The organism is Noviherbaspirillum sp. UKPF54 (assembly GCF_007874125.1).
Lineage (GTDB): Bacteria > Pseudomonadota > Gammaproteobacteria > Burkholderiales > Burkholderiaceae_D > Noviherbaspirillum.
In genome coordinates this window covers 1080331-1099024 of record NZ_CP040128.1, presented here as the reverse complement: position 1 = coordinate 1099024, position 18694 = coordinate 1080331, and the positions used below count along the sequence as shown (strand labels likewise).

Here is an 18694-nt window from a genome sequence, read left to right as displayed (position 1 = left end):
GTCCGGATGGCGGCCGGCTATGCGAGAAAGTCTTCGATCAATGCCGCCAGCGCTTGCGGCTGATCGTGATGCAGCATGTGGCCGGCGTTGCTGATAAGCGCAGTGGCGACGTTGGGGATGAACCCGATCCGGCGGTCGACCTCGGCGCGCGCCTGCTCCCTTGTTCCCATCCAGCGCCATGCATTAGTATCGTCCGCTTCCACCCACAGCACCGGCGCAGTAATCGCTTGCCAGCACGCCAGCACTTCCTCGATGCGGTAGAGCACCGGGTTGGCAAGCTTGTGCGCGGGATCGGCGAGAATGGCCCACTCGCCCCGGTCGTTGCGCGCTGCCCAGTGGCCGGCCACGAACGCAGCGCGTTCGTCGGTCAGGCGCGGATTGTTTTTCTGCAGGCGCGCGGCAACCTGCGCCAGTGTCGGGTAGGCGCGCAACTGCGGCGGCTCGCGCAATTCATCCAGCCATTTTGCGTAACGGCCCGGCGCCTGCTCGGGCCGGGCCGCCGGCAAGCCGAAACCTTCCAGGTTGATCAGACGTTGGACGCGCTGCGGCCGCACCCCGGCATAGATGCAGGCGATGTTGCCGCCCATGCTATGTCCAAGCAGGTTGACAGGGTCGTGCGGCGAGTAATGCGCCAGCAAGGCATCGAGGTCGCCCAGGTAATCGGGAAACCAGTAGCAATCGCCGCCGCCGCTCTCGGTCAGTCCGAATCCGCGCCAGTCCGGTGCGATCACGTGCCAGTCGCGCTGCAGGCAATCGACCACGAATTGAAAGGAAGCCGCGACATCCATCCAGCCGTGCAGCATGAACAGCGTAGGCGCGTCTTCATTGCCCCAGTGCCGTACGTGATAGCGCAATCCGCGTATCGTAATGAATTCTGAACGGGAAGGTTTCATGGGAAAAAGACGTTCTGTTGAATTTCCTGGATCGAATTACAATCAACGGGCAGCCTGATCAGACAATAGAACGATCGTTCGATAATTATACAGGAGGGGTCATGCCATCTGCCGAACACACGCAACCGGATCGCTACGATGCACTGTACAGCCAGTTCCGCTGGCTCATTCCGCCCGAGCTGAATATCGCCGATGTGTGCTGCGCGCGCTGGGCGTCGGACAAGTCGCGCATCGCGATCCACTTCGAAGACGAAACCGGGTATTGCGCCACCCTCACCTATGCGCAGCTGCACGCGCAAGCCAACCGGCTGGCGAACGTGCTGCGCGGCCTCGGCGTCGGGCGCGGCGACCGCGTCGCGATCATCCTTCCGCAGCGTCCGGAAACCGCAGTGGCGCATATCGCCTGCTACCGACTGGGCGCGGTGGCGATGCCGCTGTCGATCCTGTTCGGCCCGGATGCGCTCGAATACCGGCTGCAAAACAGCGAAGCGGCCATCGCGATCGTCGACCGGGCCGGGCATGACCACCTGCAGCAGGCACGCGCCGCCTGCCCGGCACTCAAGCATGTGATCGCGCTTGACGGCGGCGCGGCCGAAAGCCTTGACTGGGACAGCGCGCTGGCGCAGGCCGCCGAAGACTTCGACCCGGTGCGCACGCAAGCCAGCGATCCCGCGGTGCTGATCTATACCAGCGGCACCACCGGCGCCCCCAAGGGCGCGCTGATTCCGCATGCAGCCATCATCGGCAACCTGCCGGGCTTCGTGGCCTCGCAAAACTGGTTTCCGCAGGAAGAAGACGTATTCTGGTCGCCGGCCGACTGGGCATGGACGGGCGGGCTGTGGGACGCGCTGCTGCCGACGCTGTATTTCGGCATGCCGATCGTCGGCTATCGCGGCCGCTTCTCCGCCGACACCGCCTTCTACCTGCTTGAGAAATACCGCGTGACCAACACCTTCCTGTTCCCGACAGCCCTGAAGATGATGATGAAAGCGCACCCGGCGCCGCGCGACAGATTTTCGCTCCGCCTGCGCGCCATCATGAGCGCCGGCGAAGCGGTGGGCGACGCGGTGTTCAACTGGTGCCAGTCGGCGCTGGGCATCACACCCAACGAAATGTTCGGCCAGACCGAAATGAACTATATCGTCGGCAATAGCGCGCGGCAGTGGCCCGCCAAACCCGGCAGCATGGGCCGCCCCTATCCCGGCCATCGCATCGCGCTCGTCGACGACGAGGGCAACGAGGTCAAACGCGGCGAGGTCGGCGAAGTCGCCTTGAACCGCACCGACATGCATGGCCATCCCGATCCGATCTTCTTCATCGGCTACTGGAAGAATCCGGACGCCACGCGCAACAAGTACAGCGGCGACTGGTGCCGCACCGGCGACCTCGCGCTGATGGATGAGGACGGCTATCTCTGGTACCAGGGGCGGGCAGACGACATGTTCAAGGCCGCCGGCTACCGCATCGGGCCGTCGGAAATCGAGAATTGCCTGGTCAAGCATCCGGCGGTGGCCAATGCCGCTGTCGTCCCCAAGCCGGACGCCGAGCGCGGCAATATCGTCAAGGCCTACGTGGTGCTCACGCCGGGCACGGAACGCGGACGCGACGCCGAGCAGCGGCTCGTGGCGGAATTGCAGGAGCATGTGCGCGGCAAGCTCGCCCCCTACGAATATCCGAAGGAAATCGAGTTCATCGACGAACTGCCGATGACCACGACCGGCAAGGTGCAGCGGCGCATGCTGCGACTCAGGGAGCAGGAGCGCGCTAGCCGAACAGCTGCGCCAGGTTGAACGACGAGCGCACGCCGATCTGCTCGAAATTATCGTCGAGCCAGATTTGCGCGCGCTGCCTGCCCTCTTCATGCAGGCTGTTGATGAAGGATGGATGCGCGTTGAGCTTGCTGTGCGTGCCGAGCTGGCTCATCAACTCCTGCGACTCGATCACGTGCATGTTGAGGCTGCGCAGCCGGCGCTCCAGCGGGCCGAGCGAAAACCAGCTGCGGCGGGCTTCGCGCTGCGCCAGCAGCACACCCTGCAGCTCGGTGAAAAAGGTCGAGCTGAATCCCATTTCCGTTTGCCGCTGCCAGATGTCGTTGGCGGTGACCGGCGTTCTCGTGCTCGGATGGGGATGCAGCAGCACCACCAGGATGTCGCGCGCCGTACATTTGTGCAGCAGCGGAAACAGCGGCGGATTGGCGGTCAGTCCGCCATCCCAGTAGGCTTCGCCGTCGATCTCCACCGCGCGATGCAGCAGCGGCAGGCAGGCCGACGCCAGCAGCACGTCGAGCGTCAGCTGCCTGTTGCGGAACAGGCGCAAGGTACCGGCGCTGACCTGCGTGGCCGCGATGAACAGCCGTACCGGACATTCGGCGCGCAGCCGCTCGAAATCGATTTGCCGCGCCAGGATGTCGCGCAGCGGGTTGATGTCGAACGGATTGAGCTGGTGCGGCGACAGGAGGCGCATCAGCGGCAGCATCGCCTTGTAGGCCGGCGGCGGTTCGGCCCCCGTATTCAAGCCTTGGGGCGGCAACAGGTAATCGGGAATCGCGGCAAACGGCGCGCTGGCGGCCACGCTGGTCCAGAATTCGCGCAACGCGCGGCGCGCGCCGTCCCTTCCGTCCGTCGTCAGCCCATGGGCGAGCACGACGGCATTCATCGCTCCGGCGCTGGCGCCACTGATACCTTCGATATCGATGCGTTCGTCTTCCAGCAGGCGATCCAGTACGCCCCAGGTAAACGCGCCGTGGGAGCCGCCGCCTTGCAATGCCAATGTGATGGTCTTTCCGGACATGATATTCCCCTTCCTTGCACGGGATACGCGCTGCCGATACAGGTGCGAGATGAGTCGACCGGATCGCAGGAAAGCGTGTTCGACGCCTATCCCCGAGACCCGAAGTGACATGATGGTTGGAAGGCGCAATTGCGCCGGGAATCGCTAGGCGCCGGGTACCGCATCATGCATGCGGCAACACAGGGGCGCCGGGATTATTGATCTTTCCGAGCTTCGTTTTGCTGCGCCTGCTTTGCTTCGTCCTGCAGTTTCTGCCCGGCTTTTTCCATGCCCTGGCCGACCTTTCCGGCGAACTTGTTAAGTTCTTCACCGGCGCGCGACGCCGCCCGGTCAATCTGCTGCCCCGCCTTTTCCGCCGGACCACTGCTGTTCTCTGCCTGCTTTTTCTCGCAGCCGGCCAGGGTGACGGTAAGGACGGCGGCCGCCAGTGCCAATATGGTTCGTTCTGCTCGCCTCATGCTTGCCTCCTTTCTCTTTACCAACAGCAGAGATGATTGGTGGATAAACCACGCATGAATGAAAGACACATACCTGCCCCGGAAGTTTCTACATCCTCAACTTGAGGCGCATATCCATGACAGGCCGCAGAAGACGAGCAGAAAAGACATTCCGTAAAGGAAGATGTCTGTTTTATGCAACCAGGGCCGCGAGTTCGCTCTCGCTAAAACCCGCGGCGCGGCGCGCTTCGAGGTTGAATGGCCCGCGCAATTGCGGCGCCTTGTATTGCACGGCCAATGCCGCATAAGTGGATACCGGTTCCAGGCCGCGTACCTCGCACAACCAGCCATACCAGCGGTTGCCGATGGCGACGTGCCCGATTTCATCGCGCAGGATAACGTCGAGAATCGCCGCCGCCGCGCTGTCGCCCGCCTGCGCCAGCTTGGCTCGCACCGGCGGCGACGCGTCGAGGCCGCGCGCTTCCATCGTGCGCGGCACCAGGGCGATGCGGGCCAGCACGTCGCCTGCGGTCTTTTCCGCCATGTCCCACAGGCTGTTATGCGCCGCGAAATCGCCGTAGCCGTAACCGAGCGTCTGCAGATGCTCGGACAACAGCGAAAAATGCAGCGCCTCTTCGACCGCGACCTGCAGCCAGTCCGCGTAGTAATCGCGCGGCATCGATGCAAAGCGCCAGATCGCGTCGAGCGCGAGATTGATTGCGTTGAACTCGATATGCGCCAGCGCATGGATCATCGCGGCGCGCCCTTCGACGGTGTGCATCGAGCGCCGCCCGACTTCCAGCGGCGGCACCAGTTCGGGCCGCTCCGGGCGCCCCGGGATGCCGGCCGGCGCGACAATCATCCGTTCCGCATCAAGGGAAAGCGCGCCGTCTTTCCATGCCTGCGACAGCTTCGTGACGCCTGCGGCCTTGGCGGCGGCATCCGTTTCGGCAAGCCAGCGCAATGCGGCCTGGCGGAGCTCGGCGGGAGGTGAAAGGGAACTGGGGTCATGCGGTGCATTCATGCAAGCGGCGGTAAAATGACGGTTCAGACCAAACAATTTTACGGAAATTCATGGCCATCTACCAATTGGGCGAACATGCTCCCGAGATCCATCCTTCCGCCTACGTTACCGATTCCGCGAACGTGATCGGCAAAGCGAAGATCGAAGCCAATGCGAGCGTCTGGTTCGATGTGACGATCCGCGGCGATAATGAATTGATCACCGTCGGCGAAGGAAGCAACGTGCAGGAAGGCTGCATCCTGCACACCGACCCGGGCTACCCGCTCACCATCGGCAAGAATGTCACCGTCGGCCACCAAGCCATGCTGCATGGCTGCGCCATCGGCGATGGATCGCTGGTCGGCATCCAGGCCGTGATCCTGAACGGCGCGAAGATTGGCAGGAACTGCCTGGTCGGCGCGGGCGCGCTGGTTACGGAAGGCAAGGAATTTCCGGACAACTCGCTGATCATCGGCTCGCCTGCAAAAGCGGTACGCACGCTGACCGACGGCGACATCGCGCGCATGCATGGCAATACAGCCAATTACGTGAAGCGCGCCCAGTTGTTCAAGCAGGAATTGAAACGAATCGGATAATGATGGACACGCTGCAACGCTTCATATTTGAAAACGCCGCCGTGCGCGGCGAATTGGTGGAAATTTCCGACACCTGGAAGCAGGTGCAGGCACGCAAGGAATATCCGGCACCGGTACGCACGCTGCTGGGCGAAATGCTGGCCGCGGCCGCGCTGCTGTCGGCCAACCTGAAGTTCAACGGCATGCTCGTGATGCAAATGCATGGCGACGGCCCGGTGCGCCTGCTCGTAGTCGAGTGCGACTCCGACCTGCACCTTCGCGCCACCGCCAAGCTCGCCGACGGGGTGCAGATCGCGGACGACGCCGGGCTCAGGGAACTGGTCAATGCCCACGGCCACGGACGTTTCGTCATCACCCTCGATCCGAAGGAAAAGCTGCCGGGACAGCAGCCCTATCAGGGCGTTGTGCCGCTGAACGGCGACTCGGTGGCGGTCGTCATCGAAAACTACATGCTGCGTTCGGAACAGCTCGATACCAGATTGTGGCTGGCGGCCGACCGCAACGTGTCGCGCGGGCTGCTGCTGCAAAAGCTGCCGAAGGAAGGCGGCACCGGTACCGAAGTCGACGACCTGGAGACCTGGAATCACACGGTCACGCTGGCCTCGACGCTGAAGACAGAGGAAATGCTGTCGACCGACATCAATACCCTGATGCGCCGCCTGTTCTGGGAAGAGACGATGCGCGTGTTCGAACCGCGCCACCCGAGCTTCCAGTGCAGCTGCACGCGCGCAAAAGTGGGAGACATGCTGCTCATGCTGGGCAAGGCGGAAGTCGACGCGGCGCTGGCCGATCTCGGCAAGCTGGGGATCAACTGCGATTTCTGCGGGCAGCACTACGAGTTCGACAAGGTCGACTGTGCGCAATTGTTTGCGACCGATATTGCGGGCGATGCGATGCAGCCGGCCAGCGGGCTCAAGCATTAATCTGGCGATGCATGGCGGGCGTGCCCCGCCATGCGTATTATTGGCGGGTCTCGGCCCGCCCTGTGCCGGAAGATGGCACGGGTGCGGAGACTTCCGCCGTTTTTCCCGGCGCGAGGACCTGGACGAAGATCTCGCCATCCTTGATCATGCCGAGTTCGTAGCGCGCGCGCTCTTCGACCGCGCCGGTACCTTCCTTGAGATCCTGTACTTCGGAATTGAGCTTGGCGTTGCGCGCCTTGAGCTCATCGTTCTTCTTTTGCGCCGCCTCGACCTGCTTGTCGAGATCCCACACGCGCAGCCACCCGCCCTTGCCCAGCCACAGCGGGAACTGGATCAGCAGCAGCAAGGCGACGAGGCAGATGGAGATCAGGCGCATCGGAGAATTTTAGGCCGGATGAAAGAATTTGGGGGCTTGCGCCCCCAAATCTGTTGCGATCTTAGCGCAGGTTGTAGAACGCGCTACGGCCGGGGTAGCTGGCGATGTCGCCGAGGTCTTCCTCGATGCGCAGCAGCTGGTTGTACTTGGCCATGCGGTCGGAGCGGGACATCGAACCGGTCTTGATCTGCAGCGCGTTGGTGCCCACTGCGATATCGGCGATCGTCGAATCCTCGGTTTCGCCCGAACGGTGCGAGATCACGGCGGTGTAGCCGGCGCGCTTGGCCATCTCGATCGCGGCGAAAGTCTCGGTAAGGGTGCCGATCTGGTTGATCTTGATGAGGATCGAGTTGGCGATATTCTTCTGGATGCCTTCGCGCAGGATCTTGGTGTTGGTCACGAACAGGTCGTCGCCCACCAGCTGCGCCTTCTTGCCCAGCGCGTTGGTCAGCGTGGCCCAGCCGTCCCAGTCGTTCTCGGCCATGCCGTCTTCGATCGAGATGATCGGGTACTTGTCGCACCAGGTGGCCAGCAGGTTGGTGAAGTCGGCCGACGACAGCGACAGGCCTTCGCCTGCGAGCTGGTACTTGCCGTCCTTGTAGAACTCGGAAGCGGCGCAGTCCAGGCCCAGCGCGATCTGCGTGCCCGGCTCGTAGCCGGCTTGCTCGATCGCCTGCAGGATCAGCTTGATCGCTTCTTCGTGGTTCGCCACGGAAGGGGCGAAGCCGCCTTCATCGCCGACAGCGGTGGTGAGGCCCTTGTCGTGCAGGATCTTCTTCAGCGTGTGGAACACTTCGGCGCCGTAGCGGATCGCTTCGCGGAAGGACGGAGCGCCGACCGGGATGATCATGAACTCTTGCAGGTCGAGGTTGTTGTCGGCGTGCGCGCCGCCGTTGATGACGTTCATCATCGGCACCGGCATCTGCATTGCGCCGGAGCCGCCGAAGTAGCGGTACAGCGGCAGTCCGGATTCTTCGGCGGCGGCCTTCGCGACCGCCATCGAGACTGCGAGAGTTGCGTTGGCGCCCAGGCGGCCCTTGTTTTCGGTGCCATCGAGGTCGATCAGGGTGCGGTCCAGGAACGCCTGTTCATTGGCGTCCAGGCCCATGATCGCTTCGGAAATCTCGGTATTGATGTTTTCACAGGCTTTCAGTACCCCCTTGCCCATGTAACGGCTCTTGTCGCCGTCGCGCAGTTCGATCGCTTCGCGCGAACCGGTGGAGGCGCCGGACGGCACTGCAGCGCGGCCCATCACGCCGGATTCCAGCAGCACGTCGCATTCGACGGTCGGATTGCCGCGCGAGTCGATCACTTCGCGGCCGATGATATCAACGATGGCACTCATTTTATTTCTCCCAAAACAATGAAAATTCTGGTCGGGCAGGTTTCTACGCCTGCCGGGCGTTGCGGGCCGAGGAGGATTCACTCTGGCCCGCGCTGTTGACGCAACTACGAAAAGTCGTTTTCCAGGAAGCCCGCTTTTTTCACGGCGCGATCCAGTTCGACCAGCGTCGCAAGCAAGTCCTTCATGCGGTTCAGCGGCACGGCATTCGGGCCGTCGGACTTGGCCTCAGCCGGATTCGGATGGGTTTCCATGAACAGGCCGGCGATGCCGGCGGCGACCGCGGCGCGCGCCAGTACCGGCACGAACTCGCGCTGGCCGCCGGACGAAGTGCCCTGCCCGCCCGGCAATTGCACCGAGTGGGTGGCGTCGAACACGACCGGGCAGCCGGTTTCGCGCATGATCGCCAGCGAACGCATGTCGGACACCAGGTTGTTGTAGCCGAACGATACGCCGCGTTCGCAAGCCATGAAGTTATCCTGTTCCAGCCCCGCCTCCTTGGCTGCGGCGCGCGCCTTTTCGATGACATTCTTCATGTCGCCGGGCGCCAGGAACTGGCCCTTCTTGATGTTCACCGGCTTGCCGGACTGCGCGCAGGCACGGATGAAATCGGTCTGACGGCACAGGAAGGCAGGCGTCTGCAGCACATCGACGACGGCCGCCACCGGCTTGATCTCGTCGATCTCGTGGATGTCGGTCAGTACCGGCACGCCGATCTGCTTTTTGACGTCGGCCAGGATTTCCAGGCCCTTATCCATGCCGAGTCCGCGAAACGACGAGCCGGAGGATCGGTTGGCCTTGTCGAACGAGGATTTGTAGATGAACGGGATGCCCAGTTCGGACGTAATCTCCTTCAGGCGACCGGCGGTATCGAGCGCCATCTGCTGCGACTCGATCACGCACGGGCCGGCGATCAGGAAGATCGGACGGTCGAGCCCCGCTTCGAAACCGCAAAGCTTCATGCCACTTTCCTTTGCTGCTCTACCTGCTTGTGCGCCAGCGCCGCCTTGATGAAGGAAATGAACAACGGATGGCCGTCGCGCGGAGTCGACTTGAACTCCGGGTGATACTGCACGCCGACGAACCACGGATGCGCATTTTCGCCGGTGCGCGGCAGTTCCATGATTTCGCACAGACCTTCGTTCGGGGTGCGTGCCGCCACGACCAGGCCGGCTTCTTCCACGCGGCCGAGGTAATGGTTGTTCGCTTCGTAGCGATGGCGATGGCGCTCGGTCACTTCATTGCCGTAGATTTCGGCGGAAATCGTGCCCGGCTTGACCGCGCAGGTTTGCGCGCCCAAGCGCATGGTGCCGCCGAGGTCGGAGTTCGCGTCGCGCTTTTCGACCTTGCCGTCGTGGTTCTGCCATTCGTTAATCAGCGCAACCACCGGGTGTTCCGCTTCCGGATCAAACTCGGTCGAATTGGCATTTGTCAGGCCCGCCTTGTTGCGTGCGAATTCGATCAGCGCAACCTGCATGCCGAGGCAGATGCCGAGGTAAGGAATCTTGTTTTCGCGTGCATAGCGTGCCGCGGCGATCTTGCCTTCCACGCCGCGCTTGCCGAAGCCGCCCGGAACCAGGATCGCGTCGTATTTCGCCAGGTTGGAAACGCCCTTCTCCTCGATTTCCTCGGAGTCGATGTACTCGATATTGACGCGGCTCTCGGTGTGGATGCCGGCATGGCGCAGCGCTTCGGTCAGCGACTTGTAGGACTCGGTCAGATCGACGTACTTGCCGACCATGCCGATCGTGACTTCGGCCTTCGGATGCTCCAGCGCATAGACCAGCTTGTTCCATACCGACAGGTCTGCGGGTTTGGCCTCGATGCCAAGCTTGTCGCAAATGATCTTGTCCAGGCTCTGGTCGTGCAGCATCTGCGGGATCTTGTAGATGGAATCCGCATCCCAGACCGAAATGACCGCCTCTTCCCGCACATTGGAGAACAGCGAAATCTTGGCGCGCTCGTCGTCCGGAATGCGGCGATCGGCGCGGCACAACAGCGCGTCGGGCGAGATGCCGATTTCGCGCAGCTTCTGCACGCTGTGCTGGGTCGGCTTAGTCTTCAGTTCGCCGGCGGACGCAATATACGGCACCAGGGTCAGGTGCACGAATGCGGTCTCGTTACGCCCGGCGCGCAGGCTCAGCTGGCGCGCGGCTTCAAGGAACGGCAGCGATTCGATATCGCCCACGGTGCCGCCGATTTCCACCAGCGCCACATCGAAGCCTTCGGCGCCGCGATGGATGTAATCCTGGATTTCGTTGGTGATATGCGGAATCACCTGCACGGTCTTGCCCAGATACTCGCCGCGACGTTCCTTGCGGATCACGGATTCATAGATCTGGCCGGTGGTGAAGTTGTTGAGCTTTTTCATCTTGGCAGTGATGAAACGCTCATAGTGACCGAGGTCGAGGTCGGTTTCGGCGCCGTCGTCGGTGACGAACACCTCGCCGTGCTGGAACGGGCTCATCGTTCCCGGATCAACGTTGATGTACGGATCGAGCTTGATCAGGGTGACTTTGAGGCCGCGCGATTCGAGAATCGCAGCCAGAGATGCGGCGGCAATCCCTTTACCGAGGGACGACACGACGCCGCCAGTGACGAATACAAATTTGGTCATTGCTGAGATGTGCCGGACGGCACTCGCGGGAAATTCAAATTATACCCTAAACCGATTTCCTGCTCTCCGTTTTTGCTCGGGCGGCGTTTTCTCCCGGGCCGCCAGTCAGGGCGTATAGGAAAACTGCAAGCGCAGAAAATCCTGTGCGCCGATGGAATTGGACAAATCCCGGATTTCGTTGCTGCGCCGAACCAGCCCCACCCGGGCACCGAACTGCTCGCCTTGCCAGACGATGCCGGCTTCGGCTTCGCCGACCCAGCGCCTGGGCGTCACCGTATGCGGATTATTGTCTGAAAAATAACCACCCTGCAGTGTCGCGTTGTACCCGACCGCGTGCACGTCGGCCCGGACAAAACCATGGAAAGTCCGCTGGTTCGGCAGCAGGTTGAGCCGTCCGGCGCGCACGGTCAGGCCGGCGCCGGCATCCGTATAGATATTGCCGAAGCGCGCATTGAAGCGCGGCGTGACGTCGAGCGACGCACCAGGCGTCCAGCGCGCCGGAGCGACATCGGCGTACAGCACCACGCCTGCCTCGTTCCTCACCTGCTTGCTCCAGCCGCGCGGCAGGGGCTGGTTGATCACGCGATGAAAATTCCTCTGCGTCCATTCGCCGCCGGCGCAAGGGCCCAAGCAGCCGATATCGATGCCGAGCCGGGTATACCCGCCGTCGGCCTGGCTGACTTCCTTGAAAAACCCGCCATACAGCCAACCGGCATAGGGATGGTCGGGCGGTCCGATCAGCTCCGGCGGGAGCTTGATGTCGGACGCCGTATACAGTTCCTGTCCGATGCGCCAGCCGAACGTCGTGGCGCGCGCACCGTCGGCTAGCGTGTGCGCCTGGGCGTAGCGCATGCCGCTGGTGTAAAAGCCGTCGCTATTGTTCAACAGCAGCGTGTCATTGTCGATGTCGATGATGTGCGAAGTCTTGCCTTCAGTGCTGACCTTGCGGTAATCGGAGAACAGGTCATCGGAACTTCCGGCAAGCGCGGCAGCGCATGCGGTCAACAGCAGACATCCGGCAATCGGTTTCAGGAATGAATGGCGCATAGTGGACTCAGGAATGAAGCAGTGACTGGATCATCGCATGTACGGCATGCGCGGCGGTGGCAGGCGACTCCATCGGGAACAGGTGGCCGCCGGCGACCAGCATGAAATGCCGCCCGACCAGGCGTCGGGTGGCGGCAAGGCCGGCCTGGCGGCATTCGGCGGAGGCGGCTCCGCCGACAAATCCGACCGGGGTCGGGAATCCGCGCCGCACCATCGTACCGATGTGATGCGGCAGGCTACGATAGACGGCGGTTTCCGTCTCGCGCGTGAAGCGCAAGGTGACGCCCTGCGGATGGGGCATCAACCCATGCTCGATATAGTCGCGCAGGACTTCCGGCGGCCATGCCGCGAACATTGGCTTGGATGCGTAATGCTGATAGGCCGCCTCGGCATCGGGCCAGAGATTGCGCCGGTTTTCCGAGAACTGCGCTGGCGAGAACTTCTTGTCGACGCCGGTTCGCTTCGCAACGCCCAGCAGTAGCGCACGCCAGCCAGCGACCACCGGTGAATCGAGCAGCACGACGCAGCGCACCAGCTCCGGCCGCGCCTTCGCCGCCATCAGGCTCAGCATGCCGCCCATTGAATGCCCGACCAGGATTGCCGGTTGCGTGTAGCGCGCTGCCAGTTCGTCGACCAGTTCCTGCGCCAACGCATTCCAGCCGTTGCGCACCGGGTAGGCGGGATTGTGCGCATGCATGTCAAGCGCCTGCACCTCGTAGTTCTTTTTCAGGTGCTCAAAAAACAAGCGATAGGTCCCGGCGGGATAACTGTTCGCATGCACGAAATGAAGAATCGGTTTGGTCATTCTTGTTGTTAGGCGGCCGCTGGCGAGGCCCGGCCGGATTGAAGTCAGGCCCAGATTGTAATTCGATTGGAAGCGGCAGGCACTGTGAGCATGGCGAGCTCGTCATAAAAACGTTCGAGTGGCGCCCATCTATCGTAAGAGGACCGTTGTCCGTGGTTGATCTCGAACCGCGTGGCCGATGGCTGCGCCTGCCAGCACTGCCACTTCTGCCAGAGACGGCAGTCCAGGCTGTAGCGGCATCACTTCCCGCCTTCGAAAAAGCCAATCAAATTAATCATTTAGCAGTATCTCTACCGATCATCCCCGCTGGCATGCATGTTGCCTAATGGAAGGTATGGGTCATAGGAAAATCGGGGAAATGCTCCCTGGATTCTCGTGCAGCGCAGATTACCAACTCACGGCAAGGAGTCGATCATGCAAGCATGGAAGTTACTTTTCACATCCGATGTCGGCCTCTTTTCGGTCGCGGTCTTCATCGTTCTTTTCGCGATGATCGCCTACTTCCTGTGGCTGTTCGGATTCAAGAAGGATTGCAGCGAAGCGCCGAAGTAACTAGCGGCCGTACCAGTAGCGCGCATGCTCGGCGCGGTATTCCGTGACGCCGAGCCCGGCGCCGAAGCGCAGGATGACGGCGCCGGACTCGTCGCTACGCAGCCGCCGGATGCCCATTTGCTCATAGCGCTCATATATTTCCGGCTTCGGATGGCGATAGCGGTTGCGGTAGCCGACCTGGAACAGCGCGAGCTGCGGCTGCACCGCTTCCAGGAAAGCTGGCGTCGAGGAGGTGCCGCTGCCGTGGTGCGGCGCGAGCAGCACCGTCGCGCGCAGCCGCTGCGCGTCATTCTCGACCAGCTCCGTTTCCTGCACCGCCTCGATATCGCCCGGCAGCAGCAACGAATTGCCGCCCAGCGTGATCTTGAGGGTACAGCTGCGCGCATTCGGCTTCCACTTCGTGCTGTCGTAGCTTGCGGCGGAGGGATGCAGCACCTCGAATGCCGCGCCTTCCCATGACCAGGACTGTCCCGCTTCGCAACGTCTGTGATCGGCCGCAGCCACTCGGGCCGGATGGTCGGCCGGCAGCGACGAGGAAACCCAGCCGACCCGGATTTCTTCCAGCAGCGACTGCGCGCCGCCGGCATGATCGGTATCGCTGTGCGAAACGATCACGCCGTCGAGAGAGGCGATGCCGCGCGCCTTCAGGTAAGGCAGGATCACGCGGCTGGCGCCGTCGGAATCCGGCGCATAGGCGGGTCCGGTGTCATACAGCAGGCGATGGTTCGGCGTTTCGACTAGCAAGGCCGTGCCCTGGCCGACATCGAAGGCGGTTACCCACATTTCGCCGGCGCGCGGATGGGCCGGGACATTGAGCGCGACCGGCAGCAGGCCGGCCAGTCCGAGCCAGCGCACCGGCCAGCCTGCGGGCGCCAGCAGCCACAGCATCCCGGCCAGCGCCGCCGCGAAGGCCCACCACGACGGAAGCGGCGCGCTCCAGACCGCCGCAGGAAAACTGCTCATCCAGCCGAGGAGGCGCGCCAGCTGTTCCACCAGCAGGTGCGCGAAGGCGAGTATCCAGCCGCCCAGGGGCGTCGGCAGCACGCTTCCCGCGAGCGCGGCGGGCGTCACGAGGAAGCTGACGAGCGGGATCGCCACCGCGTTGGCGAGCGGGCTGACGAGCGATATCTGGCCGAACAGCAGCAGCGTCAGCGGCACCAGGCCGATCGTCACCGCATACTGGGTGCGGGCGGCCGACTTTGCCGCCGCCAGCCATTTTTCCAGACCGACAGATTTTCCGGCATGCGGCCGCGCGCGTCCGACCGAGGCGAACAGGATCACCGCCACCGCGCAAAACGAAAGCCAGAACCCGGGCCACAGCACCGCCCAGGGATCGAGCAGGGCCACCACGCCCAGCGCCGCGCACAGCACGTGCGACACGCTGGCGACGCGGCCGAGCCAGAGCGCGGCGGCCACCACCGACAACATGTACAGCGTGCGCTGCGCCGGCACGCCGAAGCCGGCCAGCAGCACGTACAGCAGGGCCACCAGCGCGCCCGCGAGCGCCGCCGCCTTTTGCGCCGGCAGCCGCAACGGCAGCTCGGCCGCGGTGAAGAAGGAGCGCCGCCACAGCGCGAACACCAGGCCGGCGAACATCGCGGCGATCATGGTGACGTGCAGGCCGGAGATCGAGATCAGGTGCGATATGCCCGTCCGGTTGAACACCGTCCAGTCGGACTGGCTGACGGCGCGTTGGTCGCCGATGACGAGCGCGACGATCACGCCGGCATAGGGCTTGGCGGGCAGCGCCGCGAGGATGCGCTCGCGCAGCCAGCCGCGGCCTCGCTGCACGACGGCGCCGAACGAGGCGGCGAATTCATCCAGCCTGCGGTTTTTCAACGCCAGGTCCCGGTCCGGGCGCACGGTGCCGGTCGCGCGCAGGTTTTGCTCCAGCAGCCACACTTCATAGTCGAAGCCGTAAGGATTGGCGTTGCCGTGCGGGCGGCGCAAGCGCACCGTCAATTGCCAGCGCTCGCCCGGCCGCACGAGCGCTGCCGCCGGCCGGCCGTCGGTTCCCGCCGCCGCGTACCACGACAACGCCAGGCGCGGCGGCAGCGACGGCGCGGCTTCGGCCGGCGCGAGGACACGTTCGACCGCGAAATTGAAACGCACGCCCTGCTCGACGTAATACGGCAGGCTGTCGACGGTACCGACGACGGTAAGATCGCGCCCTTCCCACTCCGTCGGCAATTCCTGCGCGAGGTAATGCGATGCAAACAGCGCGGCCCAGGCAAAGCCGGCCAGCGCGCCGCCGGTGCCGAGCAGCGCCACCTTGGGCGCAGCTCGTCGCACGCGGCCAGCGGAAAAAAGCAGCGCCAGGGCGAGCGCGACGAGCAGCGCAAGCAAGTACTGCCGCGGCAACGCAGCCTGGTTCTGCAGCAAGACGACACCCAGCACGAAACCGAGGATGGCGCTACGCATGAAGTCAGTTCAGTCGCGCCAGGCGCGGCAGGACGGCGTGCGCATTATCGGTGGTAATGCGGGCAACCTGATCGGGCGCAAGGGCGCGCAGCGCGGCAAGCTCATGCCCGATGCGCGGCAACTGCTCGGGGCTGTTGCGGCTGCGGTGCATCCATGCCGGCGGAATGTCGGGCGCGTCGGTTTCCAGCACCAGCGCCTGTTGCGGCAGTTCGGCGGCCAGGCGCCGGATCTGCTGCGCGCGGGTGAAGGTCATGGCGCCGCCGAATCCGAGCTTGAAGCCGAGCCGGATGAATTCCTGCGCCTGCTGGAAGCTGCCGTTGAAGGCGTGCGCGATCCCGCCCGGAACGGCGATGCGTCGCAGGTATTTCAGGATGATGTCCTGCGAGCGGCGCACGTGCAGCAGTACCGGCAAGCCGAAGTCGCGCGCGATTTTCAGCTGCTCGCTGTAGAAGAATTCCTGCTTTTCGCGCAGCGGCTCGTCGCGCAGGCCGGGCACGAAGAAATCGAGGCCGATTTCGCCGACGGCGACGAAGCGCGGATCGTCCATCGCCGCCGCGACGGCGGCGCGCAGCGCCGCGAGGTCATCCAGCGCCGCCTGCGGCACGAAGATCGGGTGGATGCCCAGTGCGTAGGCGCAGTTCGGATGCTGCTGCGCCAGGGCGCGGACGGTGTCGAAATTGCCGCGTTCGATGGCGGGAATCACGATGCGGGACACGCCCTGCTGCTGCGCCATGGCGGCAATCTCGCCGGTCTCGCCGGCGAATTCGCTTGCGTCGAGATGGCAGTGGGTGTCAATCCACATAGGGTTGCAGGCCGTCCCCGGACAGGCGCAGCACGCGGTCGCAGTGCCGCGCCAGCTCGATGTCGTGGGTGACGATCACGAAGGCGGTGCCCAGGGTGCGCGACAATTCCAGCATCAGGTCGAAGACCTGGTGCGCGGTGGCGCGGTCGAGGTTGCCGGTCGGCTCGTCGGCCAGCACGCAGGCCGGCTGCGTCACCAGCGCGCGAGCCAGGGCCACGCGCTGGCGCTCGCCGCCGGACAGCTCGCCCGGCACGTGCGTGACGCGACTGGACAGGCCGACGCGCGCGAGGACCGCCTGCGCCGCCTCGTGCGCCTGGGCACGGCCGAGGCGCCGGATCATGAGCGGCATGCCGACGTTGTCGAGCGCGGAAAATTCCGGCAGCAGGTGATGGAACTGGTACACGAAGCCGAGCGACTTGTTGCGCAACTCGCCGCGCGCCTTTTCATTCAGGCTCGCGACATCCTGGCCGAGCAGGGTGACGCTGCCGGCGCTCGGCGTATCGAGCCCTCCCAGCAGGTGCAGCAGCGTCGACTTGCCGGAACCGGAAGCGCCCACGATGGCGACGCGCTCTCCCCTGTCCACGGAAAAATCGATGCCCTTCAACACGTCGACCGAGTACTTCCCCTGCGTGAAGGTCTTGGCAAGGCCGCGGCATGACAATACGGTTTGATTCATCTCGAGTATTCCGGTCGGTTCGTCGTCATTCGTAGCGCAGCGCCTCCGCCGGCCGCACGCCGGCGGCACGCCAGCTCGGGTACAGCGTGGCGAGGAAGGCCAGGATCACGGATACCGAACCGATGGTCCAGACGTCGGGCCAGCGCAGGTCGGATGGCAAGGCGGTGATCAGGTAGATATCCTTGGACAGGAACTGCACGCCGAGCAGGTGTTCGATGAAAGGCACGATGACGTCGATGTTGAGCGCCACGGTCACGCCCAGCCCGACGCCGATGGCGGTGCCGAGCAGGCCGACCAGCGCGCCCTGGATCATGAAGATTTTCATGATCGACGCGGGCGACGCGCCCAGCGTGCGCAGGATCGCGATATCCGACTGCTTGTCGGTGACGGTCATCACCAGCGTCGACACCAGGTTGAAGGCGGCGACCGCCACGATCAGCGTGAGGATGATGAACATCATGCGCTTCTCGGTCTGGACAGCGGCAAACCAGGTGCGGTTCTGCTTGGACCAGTCGAGGATGTACAGGTTGCCGGACAGGATGCGCGACAGGTCCAGCGCCACTTGCGGCGCGCGCTGCATGTCTTCCACCCGCAGGCGCAGGCCGGACGGCCCGTCCAGCCTGAACATGCGCATCGCGTCGTCGATCTGGAGGAAGGCCAGGCTGGAATCGTATTCGTTGTGCCCCGCCTCGAAGATGGCGCCGACCGTGAACTGCTTCAGGCGCGGCAGCACGCCGGCCGGCGTGACCTGGCCTTGCGGGGCGATCATCGTAACCTTGTCGCCGACCTCGACGTGCAGCCCGCGCGCCAGTTCCTTGCCGAGGATGATGTTGAACTCGCCGGGCTGCAGGCTGTTGAAGCTGCCAGACTTGATCTGCCGGGCGACATCCGACACCTTCGGCTCTTCCTGCGTGAGAATGCCGCGCACCATCACGCCGCGCACCGTGTCGTCATGCATGAGCATGGCCTGCGCCGCCACGTAGGGCGCCGCGCCCTTCACTTCCTTGTCCTGGAAGGCTTCGCGCGCGGTGGCGCGCCAGTCCGGCATGCTGCCGCTGGCGTCGTACACCTCGATGTGCGACAGCACCGACAGCATGCGGTCGCGCACTTCTTTCTGGAAGCCGTTCATCACCGACAGCACCACGATCAGCGCGGCCACGCCGAGCGCGATGCCGGCCATCGAAATGAGGGAGATGAAGGAGATGAAGCTGTTGCGGCCGCTGCGGCGTCCGGCGCGCGTATAGCGGATGCCGACCAGCCATTCGAATGGTAGATTTTTGATGATGCTCAAAAGATGACTCCTGGGAGAGGTTGCGCATAAGCCGGCGCTTTTGAAGCGGCGTATAGACTTAATTGCAACTCCTTGATGCAGCCCGCAGTTTGCCACATAACGAGGTGGAGGAACAGGACCGAT

At 63.7% G+C, this 18694-nt stretch carries 18 protein-coding genes; 4 read left to right on the top strand and 14 right to left on the bottom strand.

The features are described from left to right. Nucleotides 1-17: 17 nt before the first annotated feature. Nucleotides 18-893: an alpha/beta fold hydrolase gene (locus FAY22_RS05155; protein ID WP_146329225.1), complete on the bottom strand. Its 876-nt coding sequence runs from the start codon at nucleotides 891-893 to the stop codon at nucleotides 18-20. 101 nt (nucleotides 894-994) lie between these two features. On the opposite strand from FAY22_RS05155, the gene FAY22_RS05150 reads away from it, so the two are divergent. Continuing rightward, nucleotides 995-2683 carry an acyl-CoA synthetase gene (locus FAY22_RS05150; RefSeq protein ID WP_146329224.1) on the top strand — a complete coding sequence of 563 codons (1689 nt, stop codon included), beginning with the start codon at nucleotides 995-997 and terminating at the stop codon, nucleotides 2681-2683. Here FAY22_RS05150 and FAY22_RS05145 read toward each other — a convergent pair. From FAY22_RS05145 to FAY22_RS05135, 3 genes are all read right to left on the bottom strand, one after another. Next, nucleotides 2658-3683 (bottom strand): patatin-like phospholipase family protein, encoded by a 1026-nt coding sequence (locus FAY22_RS05145; protein WP_146329223.1) that lies wholly within the window; start codon nucleotides 3681-3683, stop codon nucleotides 2658-2660. The genes FAY22_RS05150 and FAY22_RS05145 overlap by 26 nt on opposite strands. A gap of 194 nt (nucleotides 3684-3877) precedes the next feature. Next, the gene (locus FAY22_RS05140) at nucleotides 3878-4117 is read right to left on the bottom strand and encodes a hypothetical protein (protein WP_246860661.1); all 240 of its coding nucleotides are present in this window, start codon (nucleotides 4115-4117) and stop codon (nucleotides 3878-3880) included. 196 nt (nucleotides 4118-4313) lie between these two features. Then, the gene (locus FAY22_RS05135; RefSeq protein ID WP_146329222.1) at nucleotides 4314-5144 is read right to left on the bottom strand and encodes a ferritin-like domain-containing protein; all 831 of its coding nucleotides are present in this window, start codon (nucleotides 5142-5144) and stop codon (nucleotides 4314-4316) included. 50 nt (nucleotides 5145-5194) lie between these two features. On the opposite strand from FAY22_RS05135, the gene FAY22_RS05130 reads away from it, so the two are divergent. Then, nucleotides 5195-5719, top strand: coding sequence for a gamma carbonic anhydrase family protein (locus FAY22_RS05130; RefSeq protein WP_146329221.1), 525 nt, complete (start codon nucleotides 5195-5197; stop codon nucleotides 5717-5719). Further along, nucleotides 5719-6642: an Hsp33 family molecular chaperone HslO gene (gene hslO / locus FAY22_RS05125; protein WP_146329220.1), complete on the top strand. Its 924-nt coding sequence runs from the start codon at nucleotides 5719-5721 to the stop codon at nucleotides 6640-6642. Before FAY22_RS05130 ends, hslO begins: the two co-directional genes overlap by 1 nt. A gap of 37 nt (nucleotides 6643-6679) precedes the next feature. Here hslO and ftsB read toward each other — a convergent pair whose 3' ends face one another. The 6 genes from ftsB to FAY22_RS05095 all read right to left on the bottom strand — a co-directional run bounded on the left by ftsB (nucleotide 6680) and on the right by FAY22_RS05095 (nucleotide 12829). Then, the gene (gene ftsB, locus FAY22_RS05120; RefSeq protein WP_146329219.1) at nucleotides 6680-7018 is read right to left on the bottom strand and encodes a cell division protein FtsB; all 339 of its coding nucleotides are present in this window, start codon (nucleotides 7016-7018) and stop codon (nucleotides 6680-6682) included. A gap of 61 nt (nucleotides 7019-7079) precedes the next feature. After that, nucleotides 7080-8363 carry a phosphopyruvate hydratase gene (gene eno, locus FAY22_RS05115; protein WP_146329218.1) on the bottom strand — a complete coding sequence of 428 codons (1284 nt, stop codon included), beginning with the start codon at nucleotides 8361-8363 and terminating at the stop codon, nucleotides 7080-7082. 104 nt (nucleotides 8364-8467) lie between these two features. Further along, a complete protein-coding gene (gene kdsA, locus FAY22_RS05110; RefSeq protein WP_146329217.1) occupies nucleotides 8468-9322 on the bottom strand; it encodes a 3-deoxy-8-phosphooctulonate synthase in 855 nt (284 codons plus the stop codon). Continuing rightward, on the bottom strand, nucleotides 9319-10977 hold the full coding sequence (locus tag FAY22_RS05105) for a CTP synthase (RefSeq protein ID WP_146329216.1): 1659 nt from the start codon (nucleotides 10975-10977) through the stop codon (nucleotides 9319-9321). The genes kdsA and FAY22_RS05105 overlap by 4 nt, the downstream gene beginning before the upstream one ends. Nucleotides 10978-11082: 105 nt before the next feature. After that, complete coding sequence (locus FAY22_RS05100; protein ID WP_146329215.1) at nucleotides 11083-12024, bottom strand: lipid A deacylase LpxR family protein; 942 nt, start codon at nucleotides 12022-12024, stop codon at nucleotides 11083-11085. A 7-nt stretch (nucleotides 12025-12031) separates the two neighbouring features. After that, nucleotides 12032-12829 carry an alpha/beta fold hydrolase gene (locus FAY22_RS05095; RefSeq protein WP_146329214.1) on the bottom strand — a complete coding sequence of 266 codons (798 nt, stop codon included), beginning with the start codon at nucleotides 12827-12829 and terminating at the stop codon, nucleotides 12032-12034. A gap of 414 nt (nucleotides 12830-13243) precedes the next feature. Between FAY22_RS05095 and FAY22_RS05090 the strand changes: the two genes are divergently transcribed. After that, nucleotides 13244-13381, top strand: a complete 138-nt coding sequence (locus FAY22_RS05090; protein ID WP_146329213.1) for a DUF3149 domain-containing protein — start codon at nucleotides 13244-13246, stop codon at nucleotides 13379-13381. Here the strand turns inward: FAY22_RS05090 and FAY22_RS05085 are convergent, their stop codons facing one another. The 4 genes from FAY22_RS05085 to FAY22_RS05070 are packed head-to-tail and all read right to left on the bottom strand — an operon-like array spanning nucleotide 13382 to nucleotide 18571. Further along, the gene (locus tag FAY22_RS05085; RefSeq protein WP_146329212.1) at nucleotides 13382-15802 is read right to left on the bottom strand and encodes a DNA internalization-related competence protein ComEC/Rec2; all 2421 of its coding nucleotides are present in this window, start codon (nucleotides 15800-15802) and stop codon (nucleotides 13382-13384) included. A gap of 4 nt (nucleotides 15803-15806) precedes the next feature. After that, the gene (locus tag FAY22_RS05080; RefSeq protein WP_146329211.1) at nucleotides 15807-16604 is read right to left on the bottom strand and encodes a TatD family hydrolase; all 798 of its coding nucleotides are present in this window, start codon (nucleotides 16602-16604) and stop codon (nucleotides 15807-15809) included. Next, the gene (gene lolD, locus FAY22_RS05075) at nucleotides 16594-17280 is read right to left on the bottom strand and encodes a lipoprotein-releasing ABC transporter ATP-binding protein LolD (RefSeq protein WP_146329210.1); all 687 of its coding nucleotides are present in this window, start codon (nucleotides 17278-17280) and stop codon (nucleotides 16594-16596) included. The genes FAY22_RS05080 and lolD overlap by 11 nt, the downstream gene beginning before the upstream one ends. Nucleotides 17281-17305: 25 nt before the next feature. Continuing rightward, nucleotides 17306-18571 (bottom strand): lipoprotein-releasing ABC transporter permease subunit, encoded by a 1266-nt coding sequence (locus FAY22_RS05070; protein ID WP_146329209.1) that lies wholly within the window; start codon nucleotides 18569-18571, stop codon nucleotides 17306-17308. Nucleotides 18572-18694 lie beyond the last annotated feature (123 nt).